The sequence below is a fragment of the Caenimonas terrae genome (assembly GCF_042655405.1).
GTDB lineage: Bacteria > Pseudomonadota > Gammaproteobacteria > Burkholderiales > Burkholderiaceae_C > Ramlibacter > Ramlibacter terrae_A.
In genome coordinates this window covers 1,126,378-1,139,304 of the sequence record NZ_JBHSMF010000006.1, presented here as the reverse complement: position 1 = coordinate 1,139,304, position 12,927 = coordinate 1,126,378, and the positions used below count along the sequence as shown (strand labels likewise).

Annotated in this window: 13 protein-coding genes; 9 read left to right on the top strand and 4 right to left on the bottom strand. The window is 70.1% G+C overall.

The genetic code is table 11. The features are described from left to right. The 9 genes from ACFPOE_RS12385 (at position 1) to ACFPOE_RS12345 (ending at position 7,910) form a co-directional block, all read left to right on the top strand. Complete coding sequence (locus ACFPOE_RS12385; RefSeq protein ID WP_376850390.1) at positions 1–1,023, top strand: ligase-associated DNA damage response exonuclease; 1,023 nt, start codon at positions 1–3, stop codon at positions 1,021–1,023. After that, positions 1,020–2,759, top strand: a complete 1,740-nt coding sequence (locus ACFPOE_RS12380) for an ATP-dependent DNA ligase (RefSeq protein WP_376850389.1) — start codon at positions 1,020–1,022, stop codon at positions 2,757–2,759. The genes ACFPOE_RS12385 and ACFPOE_RS12380 overlap by 4 nt, the downstream gene beginning before the upstream one ends. A gap of 15 nt (positions 2,760–2,774) precedes the next feature. After that, the gene (gene folE / locus ACFPOE_RS12375) at positions 2,775–3,491 is read left to right on the top strand and encodes a GTP cyclohydrolase I (RefSeq protein WP_376850388.1); all 717 of its coding nucleotides are present in this window, start codon (positions 2,775–2,777) and stop codon (positions 3,489–3,491) included. Between the two features lie 2 nt (positions 3,492–3,493). Further along, positions 3,494–3,916, top strand: a complete 423-nt coding sequence (locus ACFPOE_RS12370; RefSeq protein ID WP_376850387.1) for a BLUF domain-containing protein — start codon at positions 3,494–3,496, stop codon at positions 3,914–3,916. 27 nt (positions 3,917–3,943) lie between these two features. Next, positions 3,944–4,825 carry a DMT family transporter gene (locus ACFPOE_RS12365; protein WP_376850386.1) on the top strand — a complete coding sequence of 294 codons (882 nt, stop codon included), beginning with the start codon at positions 3,944–3,946 and terminating at the stop codon, positions 4,823–4,825. Between the two features lie 7 nt (positions 4,826–4,832). Beyond that, entirely contained in the window at positions 4,833–5,651 is an 819-nt protein-coding gene (locus ACFPOE_RS12360; protein WP_376850385.1) for a DUF429 domain-containing protein, read from the top strand. Between the two features lie 4 nt (positions 5,652–5,655). Continuing rightward, positions 5,656–5,883: a DUF167 domain-containing protein gene (locus tag ACFPOE_RS12355; protein ID WP_376850384.1), complete on the top strand. Its 228-nt coding sequence runs from the start codon at positions 5,656–5,658 to the stop codon at positions 5,881–5,883. Between the two features lie 148 nt (positions 5,884–6,031). Beyond that, positions 6,032–7,204, top strand: coding sequence for an SGNH/GDSL hydrolase family protein (locus ACFPOE_RS12350; protein ID WP_376850383.1), 1,173 nt, complete (start codon positions 6,032–6,034; stop codon positions 7,202–7,204). A gap of 25 nt (positions 7,205–7,229) precedes the next feature. Further along, positions 7,230–7,910, top strand: coding sequence for an OmpW/AlkL family protein (locus ACFPOE_RS12345; protein WP_376850382.1), 681 nt, complete (start codon positions 7,230–7,232; stop codon positions 7,908–7,910). A gap of 12 nt (positions 7,911–7,922) precedes the next feature. On the opposite strand, the gene ACFPOE_RS12340 is transcribed toward ACFPOE_RS12345, so the two are convergent. From ACFPOE_RS12340 to ACFPOE_RS12325, 4 genes are read right to left on the bottom strand one after another with little or no spacing between them, the layout of a single operon-like run. Further along, positions 7,923–9,575 (bottom strand): SulP family inorganic anion transporter, encoded by a 1,653-nt coding sequence (locus tag ACFPOE_RS12340; protein ID WP_376850381.1) that lies wholly within the window; start codon positions 9,573–9,575, stop codon positions 7,923–7,925. Between the two features lie 33 nt (positions 9,576–9,608). Next, positions 9,609–10,922 (bottom strand): sulfatase family protein, encoded by a 1,314-nt coding sequence (locus ACFPOE_RS12335; RefSeq protein ID WP_376850380.1) that lies wholly within the window; start codon positions 10,920–10,922, stop codon positions 9,609–9,611. After that, positions 10,919–11,884 (bottom strand): Bug family tripartite tricarboxylate transporter substrate binding protein, encoded by a 966-nt coding sequence (locus ACFPOE_RS12330; protein ID WP_376850379.1) that lies wholly within the window; start codon positions 11,882–11,884, stop codon positions 10,919–10,921. The genes ACFPOE_RS12335 and ACFPOE_RS12330 overlap by 4 nt, the downstream gene beginning before the upstream one ends. A gap of 4 nt (positions 11,885–11,888) precedes the next feature. Then, the gene (locus tag ACFPOE_RS12325; RefSeq protein ID WP_376850378.1) at positions 11,889–12,875 is read right to left on the bottom strand and encodes a Bug family tripartite tricarboxylate transporter substrate binding protein; all 987 of its coding nucleotides are present in this window, start codon (positions 12,873–12,875) and stop codon (positions 11,889–11,891) included. Positions 12,876–12,927: the final 52 nt, after the last annotated feature.

Sequence of the window (12,927 nt, the reverse complement as noted above, 5' to 3'; positions counted from 1 at the left end):
ATGGCGCAGGACCTCGTCGTTCAGCGGCCGCAGGGCCTGTACTGCCCGCCGGGCGATTTCTACATCGATCCGTGGCGGCCGGTGGCGCGGGCGGTCATCACCCACGCCCACTCGGACCACGCGCGCATCGGCCACGGCCAATACCTGGCGGCGGCGCCGGCCGAGGGTGTGCTGCGCGTGCGGCTCGGGGACGTCAACCTGCAGACGCTCCGTTACGGCGAGGCGATCGAGCACCACGGCATGAAGCTGTCGCTGCACCCCGCCGGCCACGTGCTGGGCTCGGCCCAGGTGCGGCTGGAGCACGGCGGCCAGGTCTGGGTCGCCAGCGGCGACTACAAGGTGGCGCCGGACCCGACCTGCGCGCCCTTCGAGCCGGTGAAGTGCGACGTGTTCATCACCGAATCGACCTTCGGCCTGCCGATCTACCGCTGGTGCCCGGACCAGGAGCTGTTTGCCGACATCAACGGCTGGTGGCGGCGCAACGCCGAGCGCGGCGTCGCCAGCATCCTCACCTGCTACAGCTTCGGCAAGGCGCAGCGCATCCTGAGCGGCGTCGACCCCTCGATCGGCTCGATCGTCGTGCACGGCGCGGTGGAGCCGCTGAACCGGGCTTACCGCGCCGCCGGCGTGCAGCTGCCGCCGACGCGCCTGGTGACCGAGGTGAGCGACAAGGCGGACCTGCGCCAGGCGCTGGTGATCTGCCCGCCCAGCGCCGCTGCGAGCCCCTGGGTGCGGCGCTTCGGCGAGGCCAGCACCGCGTTCGCCAGCGGCTGGATGCAGCTGCGCGGCGCCCGCCGGCGCGGCGGCTACGACCGCGGCTTCGTGCTGTCGGACCACGCCGACTGGCCCGGGCTGATGAGCGCGATCGGCGCCACCGGCGCGCAACGCGTGATCGTCACCCACGGCAGCATCCCGGTCATGGTGCGCTATCTCACCGAGCAGGGCCTGCAGGCTGAGTCGTTCGAGACCGAATACGGCGGCGACGCGGTGGAGGCGGATGCGGCGCCGGAGCCAGCGCCATGAAGCAGTTCACGCGCCTGTTCGCCGAGCTGGACGCCACCACCTCCACCAATGCCAAGGTGGAGGCGCTGCAGCGCTACTTCGCCGCCGCGGCGCCCGCCGACGCGGCCTGGGCGGTGTATTTCCTGTCCGGCGGCAAGCCGCGCCAGGTGGTCTCGATGGCCAAGCTGGCGATCCTGGCCTGCGAGATCGCCGGCATCCAACCCTGGCTGTTCGACGAGTGCTACCAGGCCGTCGGCGACCTGGCCGAGACCATCGCCCACATCCTGCCGCTGGGCGCGACCACGTCCGACGTCGGCCTGGCCGAGTGGGTGGAGCAGCGCCTGCTGCCGTTGCGCGGCATGCCTGAGGAGGAGATTGCCGGGCGCATCCGCAGCTACTGGAGCGAGCTCGATTCCACCGGCCGCTTCCTGCTGTCCAAGCTGGTCGGCGGCGGCTTCCGGGTCGGCGTCAGCAAGCTGCTGGTGCAGCGCGCGCTGGCGGCCCACTCGGGAGTGGACGCCAAACGGATCGCCCAGCGGATGATGGGCTACACCGACGGCAAGACCGCGCCGACGCTGGAGCGCTACCAGGCGCTGATCGCGCAGGTGCAGGAGGGCGTGGCCGACGTGCAGGATCTGGGCCAGCCCTATCCGTTCTTCCTGGCCCACCAGCTCGATGCGCCGCCGGAGCTGTTCGCCTCGATGCTGGGCCCGGTCGGCGACTGGATGGTGGAGTGGAAGTACGACGGCATCCGCGGCCAGGTGGTGCGGCGCCAGGGCCAGAGCTGGATCTGGTCGCGCGGCGAGGAGCTGGTGACGGACCGCTTTCCCGAGATCGTGGCGCTGGCGCAGGCGCTGCCCGACGGCACGGTGCTCGATGGCGAGATCATGGTCTGGACCGCTTCGACCCTTGGACAAGCTCAGGACCGGCCAAGCTCAGGGCAATCGGGAAAACCAGGCGCCTTCTCCCTGCTGCAGCAGCGCATCGGCCGCAAGACGCTGACCAGGAAGGTGCTGGCGGACGCGCCGGTCACCTTCATGGCCTACGACATCCTGGAGCAGGACGGGCAGGACATCCGCGCCCTGCCGCAACGCGAGCGGCGGGCCCGGCTGGAGGCGCTGCTGGCCGGCACGGAGTTCCGGATCTCGCCGGTGGAAAGCGACAGCAGCTGGCTGGAGTTCGCGCGCCGTCGCGAGCAGTCGCGCGAGCGCGGCGTCGAGGGCTTCATGCTCAAGCGCCTGGACGCAGCCTACGGCACGGGGCGGACCAAGGCCGATGGCCTGTGGTGGAAGTGGAAGATCGACCCGATGACGATCGACTGCGTGCTGGTCTACGCCCAGGCCGGCCACGGAAGAAGGGCGTCGCTGTACACCGACTACACCTTCGCGGTCTGGAACCGCCAGCCGAAGGACAAGGCGGAGGCCGACGCCGTGCTGGAGGCGATCGCCCGCAAGGAGCCGGCGCAGCCGGGCGCCTTGCAGCTGGTCGCCTTCGCCAAGGCCTATTCGGGCCTGACCGACGAGGAATTCAAGCAGGTGGACGCCGCCATCCGCCGGACCACGCTGGAGAAGTTCGGGCCGGTGCGCAGCGTCAGGCCCTCGATGGTGTTCGAGCTGGGCTTCGAGGGCATCAACCGCAGCCCGCGCCACAAGAGCGGCATCGCGGTGCGCTTTCCGCGCATGCTGCGGATGCGCTTCGACAAGCCCCTGCACGAGGCCAACACACTGCAGGACCTGGAGGCGCTGCTCAATGCTTAGGTGTTAGCATTTGCAATGCTCATGAAAGCTCCACCCACCACGCCCCCGCTCGACGAAGGAACGCCGGTCTCGGCCAAGATCCGCGAGCGCATCGTGGCCGCGCGCAAGCGCTTCCACTCCAACGACAACATCGCCGACTTCATCGAGCCGGGCGAACTGGCGCTGCTGCTGGACGAGGTGGAGAGCAAGATGAAGGGCGTGCTGGACTCGATGGTGATCGACACCGTGAGCGACCACAACACCGGCGACACGGCGCGCCGGGTCGCCAAGATGTACCTCAACGAGGTGTTCAAGGGCCGCTACGTCAAGGCGCCGCCGATCACCGAATTCCCGAACGTGGAGCACCTCAACGAGCTGATGATCGTCGGCCCGATCACCGTGCGCTCGGCCTGCAGCCACCATTTCTGCCCTGTCATCGGCAAGGTCTGGATCGGCGTCATGCCCAACGAGCACACCAACGTGATCGGCCTGTCCAAGTACGCGCGGCTGGCCGAATGGGTGATGGGCCGTCCGCAGATCCAGGAGGAGGCTGTGGTGCAGCTGGCCGACCTGATCATGGAGAAGACCCAGCCCGACGGCCTGGCCATCGTGATGGAGGCCACGCACTACTGCATGGCCTGGCGCGGCGTGAAGGACCTGGACAGCAAGATGATCAACTCGGTGATGCGCGGCGCCTTCCTGAAGGATTCGACGCTGCGCCGCGAATTCCTCGCCCTCATTCCCAGGAACTAGCCATGTTGGTCCGACTCCTCTATGCCAGCCGCGCGGTGGACACCAGCCCCGACGCGATCGAATCGATCCTGGCGCAGTCGCGCCAGCACAACCCCGTCACCGGCATCACCGGCATCCTGTGCTACGGCGGCGGCATCTTCCTGCAGGCGATCGAGGGCGGGCGCCAGCAGGTCAGCGACCTGTTCGGCCACATCCAGCGCGACGCCCGCCACAAGGCCGTGATCCTGCTGCATTACGACGAGATCTTCGAGCGCCGCTTCGGCGGCTGGACCATGGGCCAGGTCAACCTGTCCAAGCTCAATCACTCGATCCTGCTGAAGTACTCCGAGAAGCCGGAGCTGGACCCGTACTCGGTGTCGGGCAAGGTCTCGCTGGCGCTGCTGGAAGACCTGATGGCCACCGCCGCCATATGCGGACGGGTCTGATGACCCGGGCGGCCGGCTGATCCGGCCGTGTCGCCCACCGCGCTCGCCCTCGTCGTCCTTGCCGGACTGATCCACGCCAGCTGGAACATCGCTGCCAAGAAAGCCGGCGGCGACGTGCGCTTCGCCGCATTCACCGGCCTGGTCACCATGCTGTTCTGGGCGCCGGTCGGCATCTGGCTGGGGCTGGAGCAGGTTCCGCGCTGGGGCCTGCTGGAATGGTCGCTGGTGGTCGCCAGCGCCGCCGTCCACTGCCTGTATTTCATCGCGCTGCTGCGCGGCTACCGCAAGGCCGATCTCACCGTGGTCTATCCGCTCGCGCGCGGCTCGGGCCCGCTGCTGTCGTCACTGGTGGCAATCCTGTTCCTGGGCGAGCGGCTGTCGGCGCTGGGGGCGCTGGGCATCGCCGGCGTGGTGGGCGGCGTGTTCCTGATCGCCGGCGGCCCCGGGCTGCTGCGCGCCAGCCACGACCCGGACCGGCGCCAACGCGTCCACAAGGGCATGGCCTACGGCCTGGTTACCGGCGTCTTCATCGCCTGCTACACCGTGGTCGATGGCTACGCCGTCAAGTTCGCCCTGATGTCGCCGATCCTGGTCGACTACTTCGGCAACCTGGCGCGGATGGTGCTGCTCACGCCTGCCGTGCTGCGCGACCGCGCGGCCGCCCGCGCGCTGTGGAAGACGCAGTGGAGGTACGCGCTGTTCGTCGGCGCCATCAGCCCGGTGTCCTATGTGATGGTGCTTTACGCGATGCAGACTGCGCCGCTGTCGCACGTGGCGCCGGCGCGCGAGGTCTCGATGCTGTTCGCGGCGCTGATCGGCGGCCAGCTGCTGGGCGAGGGCGACCGCCTGCTGCGCATCGTGGGGGCGGCCTGCATCGCGGCGGGCGTGATGGCGCTGGCGCTGGGATGAACCCGCGATGAACGCACCGCTGCTGGTCGGCTGCGACTTCTCCAGCAGCCCCACCCGGCGCAAGCCGGTGGTGCTGGCGCTGGGCCACTGTACCGGCGACCGGGTCGTGCTGTCGCGGCTGGAGCGGCTCGAGTCGCTGCCGGCCTTCGGCCAGTGGCTGGCGCAGCCGCAGGCCTGGATCGGCGGCTTCGACTTCCCCTTCGGCCTGCCGCGCGAGCTGGTGGAGACGCTGGGCTGGCCGCTGCAATGGCGCGAGTGCATCGCGCACTACGCCGGCCTCACGCGCGAGGAGATCCGCAACACCTTTGCCGCCTTCTGCGACGCCCGGCCGGTCGGCGGCAAGTTCGCCCACCGCGCCTTCGACAAGCGGGCCGGCTCCAGCCCCTCGATGAAGTGGGTCAACCCGCCGGTGGCCTACATGCTGCATGCTGCGCTGCCGCTGCTGCTGGCCGCCGGCGTCCACATGCCGGGCCTGCACGACGGCGACCCGGCGCGCGTGGCCCTGGAAGCCTATCCCGGCCTGCTGGCGCGCGAGCTGATCGGCAACCGCAGCTACAAGAGCGACGACCGCGCGCGGCAAACCCCCGAGCGGCTGATCGCGCGCAAGGACCTGCTGCATGCGCTGGAGCTGGGTGCGACCCGGCTGGGCCTGCGGCTGAAGCTCACCAACGCGCAGCGCGACGCGCTGATCGCCGACGCCAGCGGCGACAGCCTGGACGCGGTGCTGTGCCTGGTGCAGGCCGCCTGGGCCGCGCGCCACGGGGCGCCCCGCTACGGCCTGCCGCAGCAGTTCGATCCGCTGGAAGGCTGGATCCTCAGCGCCTGAGGCCATGGCGACGCTGCAAATCAAGGTCAAGCCGAACGCGCGCGTGAGCCTGCTGCAGCAGGCCGCCGACGGCACGTGGCTGGCGCAGCTGAAGTCGCCGCCGGTGGAGGGCAAGGCCAACCAGGAGCTGATCGCGCTGGTGGCGCGGCAGTTCGGCTGCCGCAAGTCGGCTGTCACGATCCGCAGCGGCGCGTCCGGCCGGACCAAGCTGGTGCAGGTCGACGACGACTGAGGCGTGGCGGGCAGCGCGTCAATCCCATTGCCGGCCGGCGCGCAACCCGGCACAAACCCTGGGCGCCGGCGCTATGCAAACGGATATCCTGAGGCGACTCAAATCGAACGGTCGTTCTTTTTTCTTAGCGAGGTGATGCATGCATTCCATGACATTCAAGCGGGCGCTGCTGGCGGCGGCCTGCGCATCGGCAGCCCTGCTGTCGGCATGTGGCGGCGGCGGCGACGCCGCCGGCCCGAAGGTCGAGATCAAGCGGGTGGTGGTGGCGGGCGACAGCCTGGCTGACGCCGGCACCTTCGGCTTCAAGTTCACCGTGCAGAACGCGGCCAACCCGGCGGCCGGCTTTCCGATCTATCCGCAGCTGGTGGCACAGGACTTCGGCGTCGCCAGCCAGTGCAACTTCTACGTCTTCACCGGCACCACCTTCGTCGCCAACAGCACGCCCGGCTGCACCGACTTCGCCATCGGCGGCGGCCGCGTGGTGGTCCCCGCCAGCCAGGGCGGCGCGGCCAGCCCGCTGGGCGTTCCGCTGCAGCTGGCGACGGCTGCCAACGTGGTAGGCACTTACACCGCCACCGACCTGGTGCTGGTCGACGGCGGCGGCAACGACGCTGCCGACCTGGCCGGCGCCTACCTGGGCGCCGCGTCCGGCGGTCCCGGCCTGGTGGCCTTCCAGGGTTTCCTGTCGCAGCAGATCGACGCCGCCACGCTGGCCGCCACCCTCGGGCAGCCCAATGGCGGAGCGCTGGCCGCCGGCCTGTACATGCAGAAGCTGGCCGACACCTACTACAACGCGATCAAGGCCAGCGCGCTGGACAAGGGCGCCACCCACGTGGCCGTGCTCAACGTGCCTGACATCACCCTCACGCCGCGCTTCCAGGCGGTGCTGGGCGGCGTGGCCCAGGCCAGCGGCGGCGGCACCGCCGGCGCCACGGCGGCGGCCACCCTGCAGGGCGCGATCCGCCAGTGGATCGGCGCCTTCAACACCCAGCTCAAGACCCGCATCGGGTCCGATGCGCGCGTCGCGCTGGTGGACTTCTACACCGACAACACCGACATCATCCTGAACCCCGCCTCGTACGGCCTGACCAACGCCACCAAGGCGTCCTGCCCGGTGACCGGCATCGACTCGCAGGGCCTGCCCTCGTACACCTTCCAGACCTGCTCCTCGGCCGCGCTCGACGCCGCGCCGCCGGCCGGCGCCGGCGCCGGCTGGTGGCAGACCTGGGTGTTCTCGGACGGCTTCCATCCGACCCCGTACGCGCACCGCCTGCTCGCCGCCTCCATCGCCCGTGCCCTGGCGCGGGCCGGCTGGCTCTGATCATCACCGTCGCAGGAGACTTCCCATGCACAAGTACACGTCCATGACCCGGCTGGCCGCCGCGGTTGCCCTGGCCTGCGGCGCGTTCGGCGCGCAGGCCCAGACTGCCGGCACCTGGTCGATCAGCGCCGGCGCGATCCGCATTTCTCCCAACGTGTCCAGCGGCACGCTATCGGCGCCGTCGACGGCGGGCCTGACGGTGGGCATCGGCGGCGACACCCAGCCCACCATCTCGGTGGAACGGATGCTGACCGACCACTGGGCGGTGGAAGTGCCGATCGCCCCGGCCTTCACCCACTCCATCACCGGCGACGGCGCGATCGCCGGCGTCGGCGAGATCGGCACCGTCAAGGCCCTGCCGATCAGCGTGTTCGCCCGCTACCACTTCTTCGAGGCGACGGCGCGGGTGCGTCCGTACGCGATGCTGGGCGTGACCTACGCCAAGTTCTATGGCGCGCGCGGCAGCGCCATCCTCAATGCGCTCAACCCGATCAACCCGCCCGGCGGCACCACGCTGAGCGTCGAATCGCGCTTCGCGCTGACGCCCGGCTTCGGCGTGACGGCGATGATCAACGACCGCTGGTTCGTCGATGCGCATTACGCGCACTCGTTCCTCAAGACCACCACCACGCTGTCCACCGGCCAGAGCATCACCACCAAGATCAACCCCGACGCCTTCACGATCGGCGTCGGCTTGCACTTCTGACCGGGCGGGCGGCTAGCCGCCCAGGCGCCCGAACGCCAGCAGCGCATCGACGTCGGTGCGGTACATCTTCAGCAGCGGGCCTTCGTCCAGCGCGCCCGCGCGCTGCAACACCCGCTCCACCGGCAGCTTGATGCCGCTGATGTGCAGCACGATGCCGCGGTCGTGCAGCATGCCGCGCATCTGCGTGAACACTTCCACGCCGGTGGCGTCGATGCGGTTGACCGGCTGGGCGAACAGCACCACGTGCCGCACGCCGGGATGGGCCGCCAGGTGGTCGACCACGGCACGCTCCAGCGCGCTGGCCGAGGCGAAGTCCAGTTCGGCGTCCATCCGCAGCGCATAGGTGTCTGGCGCCAGCGGTTCGAGCTTCCACAGGTGGCGGTCGCGCAGGCTGCCGTCCGGGTGCAGGCCGACCTCGATGATGCGCGGATGCAGGCGGTGGTGCAGGAAGTGCGCCAGTCCCAGCAGCACGCCGGTCAGCACGCCCCAGTAGATGCGCGGCGCCGAGGCGATGGTGACGCCGAAGGTGGCCAGGGCGATGGCCGCTTCCACGCGGTCGATCCGTCCCAGGCGCAGGAAGGTGCGCGGCCTGAACAGGCTGGCCACCGCTGCCACCACCACCGCCGACAGCACCGCGCGCGGCACGTGGAACAGCAGCGGCGTGAGGAACAGCAGCACGATCAGCACCAGCACCGTGGCGGCCACCGTGGCCCAGCCGGTCTTCGCGCCGGCGTACAGCGTGATGGCCGAGCGCGAGAACGACGTGCTGGTCGGAAAGCTGCCGGACAGCGCCGAGGCCAGTTTGCCCATGCCCTGGCCGATCAGGTCCTGGTTGGCGTCCCAGCGCTTGCCGTCCTTCTGGCTTTCGATCTTGGCGCTGGAGGCCATCTCCAGCGAGCTGACCAGGGCGATCACCAGTGCCGGAGCCACCAGCGCGGACATCGTCTCCCACGGCAGCAGCCGCGGGATGTACAGCGAGGGCAGGCCGACCGGCAGCGCGCCGATCACCGCGCCATGGGACGAGTAGCCGCTCAGGTAGCTGATGGTGCCGGCGGCGGCCAGCACCAGCAGCACCATCGGCAGCCGGGGCACGAAGCGCTTGCCCAGCACGAACAGCGCCAGGCTGACCAGGCCGAAGGCCAGCGCCGCCAGGTCCAGGCGCGGGTGCTGCCACAGCGTCGCCAGTCCGCCTTCCAGCCCGATCAGCGCCGGCAGCTGCGACGCGATGATCAGCAGCGCGGCGGCCTGGCTGAAGCCGGTCAGCACCGGCGAACTCACCAGGTTCAGCACCCAGGAGGAGCCGGTGGCGCCCAGCGCCAGCTGGATGCCGCCGGACAGCAGCGCCAGCCACACCACCAGCGCCACCCACTGGTCGCTGGCCGGTTGCGCCATTCCCAGCACCGAGGCGCCGACCAGCACGCTGCTGAGCGCCGACGGGCCGACCGAGAGCCGGGTCGAGCCGCTGAACAGCACGGCCACCAGCATCGGCAGGAAGGTGGCGTACAGGCCGGTGATCAGCGGCATGCCGGCCAGGCCGGCATAGGCCACCGACTGCGGAATCATCACCAGGGCGACGGTGAGCGCAGCGCTGACCTCGCCGCGCAGCAACGCCGCATCGGGGCGCGGCCAGCGCAGGAACGGAAACCAGTGTCGGAGATCGGGCATTGAGCTGCGAGTATGCCAAGCCCGCGCGCGGGTTCAGCGTTGCGGCATGTCCTTGGCGCCGTAGCCCAGGCTCACCGTCGCATCCTGCGGGATCGGCGGCATGGTGGCGTTCCATGCCTGCCATGCGGAGCGCATTGCGTCGAGTCGCTGCGGCTCGCGCGGTGCCCGGTTGGCGCGCTCGCGCTCGTCGGCCGGGATGTTGAACAGGTAGTCGTTGCCGTCCACCCGCAGGTACTTCCACTCGCCCAGCCGCAGCGCGCGCTGGCCGCGGTGGTTCATGCGGAAGTACAGCGGGCGCTCGAAGCGGTGCGCCGCATCGTCCAGCACCGGCAGCAGCGAGATGCCGTCCAGCGGATAGTCCGGCGCGGCCGCCACGCCGGCGGCAGCCAGGAAGGTGGCCGACCAGTCCATGGTCATGCACTGCTGCTCGCTGACGCCGCCGGGCGCGATCCGCGCCGGCCAGTGGGCGATCCACGGCACCCGGATGCCGCCCTCGGTCAGGTCCATCTTGCCGCCCACCAGCGGCCAGTTGTCGGAGAAGCGCTCGCCGCCGTTGTCGCTTGTGAAGACGATCAGCGTGTTGTCGGCCTGGCCGTTGCGCTTCAGCGCTTCGACGATCCGGCCGATGCCTTCGTCCATGTGGTGGATCATGCGGCGGTAGCTGTGGATGTTGCCGCCATGCAGGTGGAACAGGTTGTCCTTCACTTCCTGCGCCAGCGCCTCGTCGTCGCGCGTCTCCCACGGCCAGTGCGGCGCCGTGTAGTGCAGGCTGAGGAAGAAGGGCGCGTCCTGCTTCGCCATCCGGTCCACGTAGCCGACCGAGCGCTGCGACAGCAGGTCGGTGAGGTAGCCCGGCTCGACCTTCTCCTGCTCGCCCTCCCACAGGTCGTGCGCGCCGGTGGAGGCGCAGTGGGTGAAGTAGTCGACGCCGCCCGACATCGGGCCGAAGAATTCCTCGTAGCCCGAACGCAGCGGGCCGAAGTGCGGCGGGTAGCCCAGGTGCCACTTGCCGATCAGCGCCGTGCGGTAGCCGCTGTCCTTGAGCAGCGAGGGCAGGGTGGGATGGTCCACGGGCAGGCCCAGCGTGGAACTGCCGCGGCTCTTGCTGTTGATCGGCTCCTCGGCGGCGCCGCGCAGCCGGTACTGGTAGCGGCCGGTGATCATGGCGAAGCGCGTGGGTGAGCAGACCGGCGAGTTGGAATAGCCCTGGGTGAACTTGATGCCCTCGGCGGCCAGCCGGTCCAGCACCGGCGAGACCGGCGCGCGGCCGCCGTAGCAGCCCAGGTCGGCGTAGCCGAGGTCGTCGGCGACGATGAAGATCAGGTTCGGGCGGGTCTTGTTCGTCATGGGTGGTATCCGGACTTCTGGACGACCGGCGCCCATTGGGCGCGGAAGGTCTTGAGCATGGCCGCGGTCTGGGCCTGGGTGCTGACCACCGGCGTCATGCGGGTGGCGTTGAACTGGCGCACCGTGTCCGGGTCCTGCATCACCTCGCGGATCGCCTGCGCCAGCCGCGTGGCCTTGGTCGCCGGCATGCTGGCCGGGGCGAAGAAGGCGTTCCAGCCGGTGGCCACCAGGTCCAGCCCGGCTTCCCTGAAGGTGGGCACGTCGGGCGCGAACGGCGAGCGCTTGGCGCCCGACATCGCCAGGATCCGCAGCTTGCCGGCCTCGTGCTGCGGCAGCACCACGTCGAAGGTGTCGAAGGCGATCGGCACCTGGCCGCCGATCAGGTCCGAGGTCAGCGGACCGGAGCCGCGGTAGCCCACCACCTCGGCCCGGACATGGGCCTTCTCGCCCATCATCAGGGCGAAGAAGTGCGGCAGGCTGCCGGTGGCGGGCACGCCGAAGTTGGCCTTCTCCGGGTTGGCGCGCATCCAGGCCAGCAGGTGCGACAGCTCGCGCACCGGCACCGCGGTGGCGACCGACAGCGCGAACTCGTAATCGTTGACGTGCGAGAGCGGCACGAAGTCGCGCTCGGGGTCGTACATGTTGTCCTTGAACACCAGCGGCGCGATCACCATCACCGCCGGATTGGCGACCATGATCACGTTCTGGCCGGGCGGCGCGGCCTTGACCTGCTGCGCCGCCAGCCGGCCGCCGGCACCGGTCTTGTTCTCGACGATCACCGGCACGCCCAGCCTGGCCTGCAACTTGTCGCCGACGATGCGGGCGACGCGGTCGGTGGCGCCGCCGGGGGCGTAGCCCACCACGATGTGCAGCGGGCCGTCCAGCGGCTGCGCGTGGGCCGCGAACGCCGTGGCCGTCGCCACGAGCAGTGCCGCCAGGCGGCCGATGAAGGTGGTGGCCATGGGTTCAGTCGTTGGCCTGGAAATTCACCGCCCGCATGATGCGGCCCCAGCGCGCCGTGTCCTCGCGCATGGTCTTGAGCAGCGCCTCCGGGCCGTCGCCCACCGGGTACATGCCGTTGAGAAGCAGCTGCTGGCGGACCTCGCGCGAGTTCACCGCTTTCGCGAACTCGGCGCGCAGCCTGTCGACCACCGGCTTGGGCGTCTTCGCCGGCGCGTAGTAGGAGAACCAGGCCGAGGCGACGACGTCCTTGTAGCCCAGCTCGGTGAAGGTCGGGATCGCCGGCATCGGCGGCGAGCGCTTCGCGCCGCTGGTGGCCAGCACCCTGACGCGGCCGCTGGGCACCATGGTGATGGCGCCGCCGACGGTGTCGAAATAGACCGGCACGATGCCGCCCATCACGTCCTGGCGCGCCGGCGTCGAGCCCTTGTACGGGATGTGGACCATCTGCAGCCCGGCCGCCCGGTTGAGCATCTCGCCCAGGAAGTGCGAGGGCGTGCCGGCGCCGTAGGAGGCGAAGCTGACCTTGTTGCCCTGCGCCTTCGCCCAGGCGACGAACTCCTGCAGCGTGGCGGCCGGCACGTCCTTGTGGACCACCATCGCCAGCTCGAAGCTGGCCGCGTTGATGATCGGGACGAAATCGCGGATCGGGTCGTAGTTCAGGTGCTTGTACGCGTTCGGGTACATGGTCATCATGCTGGCCGTGCCCAGCAGCAGCGTGTGGCCGTCGGGCTCGGCGTTCTTGACCAGGTCCACCGCGATGCGGCCGGCCGCGCCGGCGCGGTTGTCGACGATCAGCGGGCCCAGCGAGCCGCGCACGGCGTCGGCGATGGCGCGGGTCAGCACGTCCTGGGTGCCGCCGGCCGGCACGCCGATCAACACCCGGGTCGGCTTGCTGGCGAAGTCCTGGGCCCGGGAACGCAGCGGCGCCAGCGCAAGCGCGCCCAGCGTGGCCAGCGCGAGCCGGCGGTCGGGAAAGAGGGGAGCGGTCATTGAAAAGTCTCCGGGCAGTGCGCCCCACGGGCACTCTAACCCCGCGACAATT

Excerpts from the sequence above, each read along its gene's own strand:
- ACFPOE_RS12335 (WP_376850380.1), bottom strand. The coding sequence starts at position 10,922 with ATGACGAACAAGACCCGCCCGAACCTGATCTTCATCGTCGCCGACGAC.
- ACFPOE_RS12360 (WP_376850385.1), top strand. The coding sequence starts at position 4,833 with ATGAACGCACCGCTGCTGGTCGGCTGCGACTTCTCCAGCAGCCCCACC.
- folE (WP_376850388.1), top strand. The coding sequence starts at position 2,775 with ATGCTCATGAAAGCTCCACCCACCACGCCCCCGCTCGACGAAGGAACG.
- ACFPOE_RS12355 (WP_376850384.1), top strand. The coding sequence starts at position 5,656 with ATGGCGACGCTGCAAATCAAGGTCAAGCCGAACGCGCGCGTGAGCCTG.
- ACFPOE_RS12340 (WP_376850381.1), bottom strand. The coding sequence starts at position 9,575 with ATGCCCGATCTCCGACACTGGTTTCCGTTCCTGCGCTGGCCGCGCCCC.
- ACFPOE_RS12325 (WP_376850378.1), bottom strand. The coding sequence starts at position 12,875 with ATGACCGCTCCCCTCTTTCCCGACCGCCGGCTCGCGCTGGCCACGCTG.
- ACFPOE_RS12350 (WP_376850383.1), top strand. The coding sequence starts at position 6,032 with ATGACATTCAAGCGGGCGCTGCTGGCGGCGGCCTGCGCATCGGCAGCC.
- ACFPOE_RS12345 (WP_376850382.1), top strand. The coding sequence starts at position 7,230 with ATGCACAAGTACACGTCCATGACCCGGCTGGCCGCCGCGGTTGCCCTG.
- ACFPOE_RS12385 (WP_376850390.1), top strand. The coding sequence starts at position 1 with ATGGCGCAGGACCTCGTCGTTCAGCGGCCGCAGGGCCTGTACTGCCCG.
- ACFPOE_RS12330 (WP_376850379.1), bottom strand. The coding sequence starts at position 11,884 with ATGGCCACCACCTTCATCGGCCGCCTGGCGGCACTGCTCGTGGCGACG.
- ACFPOE_RS12370 (WP_376850387.1), top strand. The coding sequence starts at position 3,494 with ATGTTGGTCCGACTCCTCTATGCCAGCCGCGCGGTGGACACCAGCCCC.
- ACFPOE_RS12380 (WP_376850389.1), top strand. The coding sequence starts at position 1,020 with ATGAAGCAGTTCACGCGCCTGTTCGCCGAGCTGGACGCCACCACCTCC.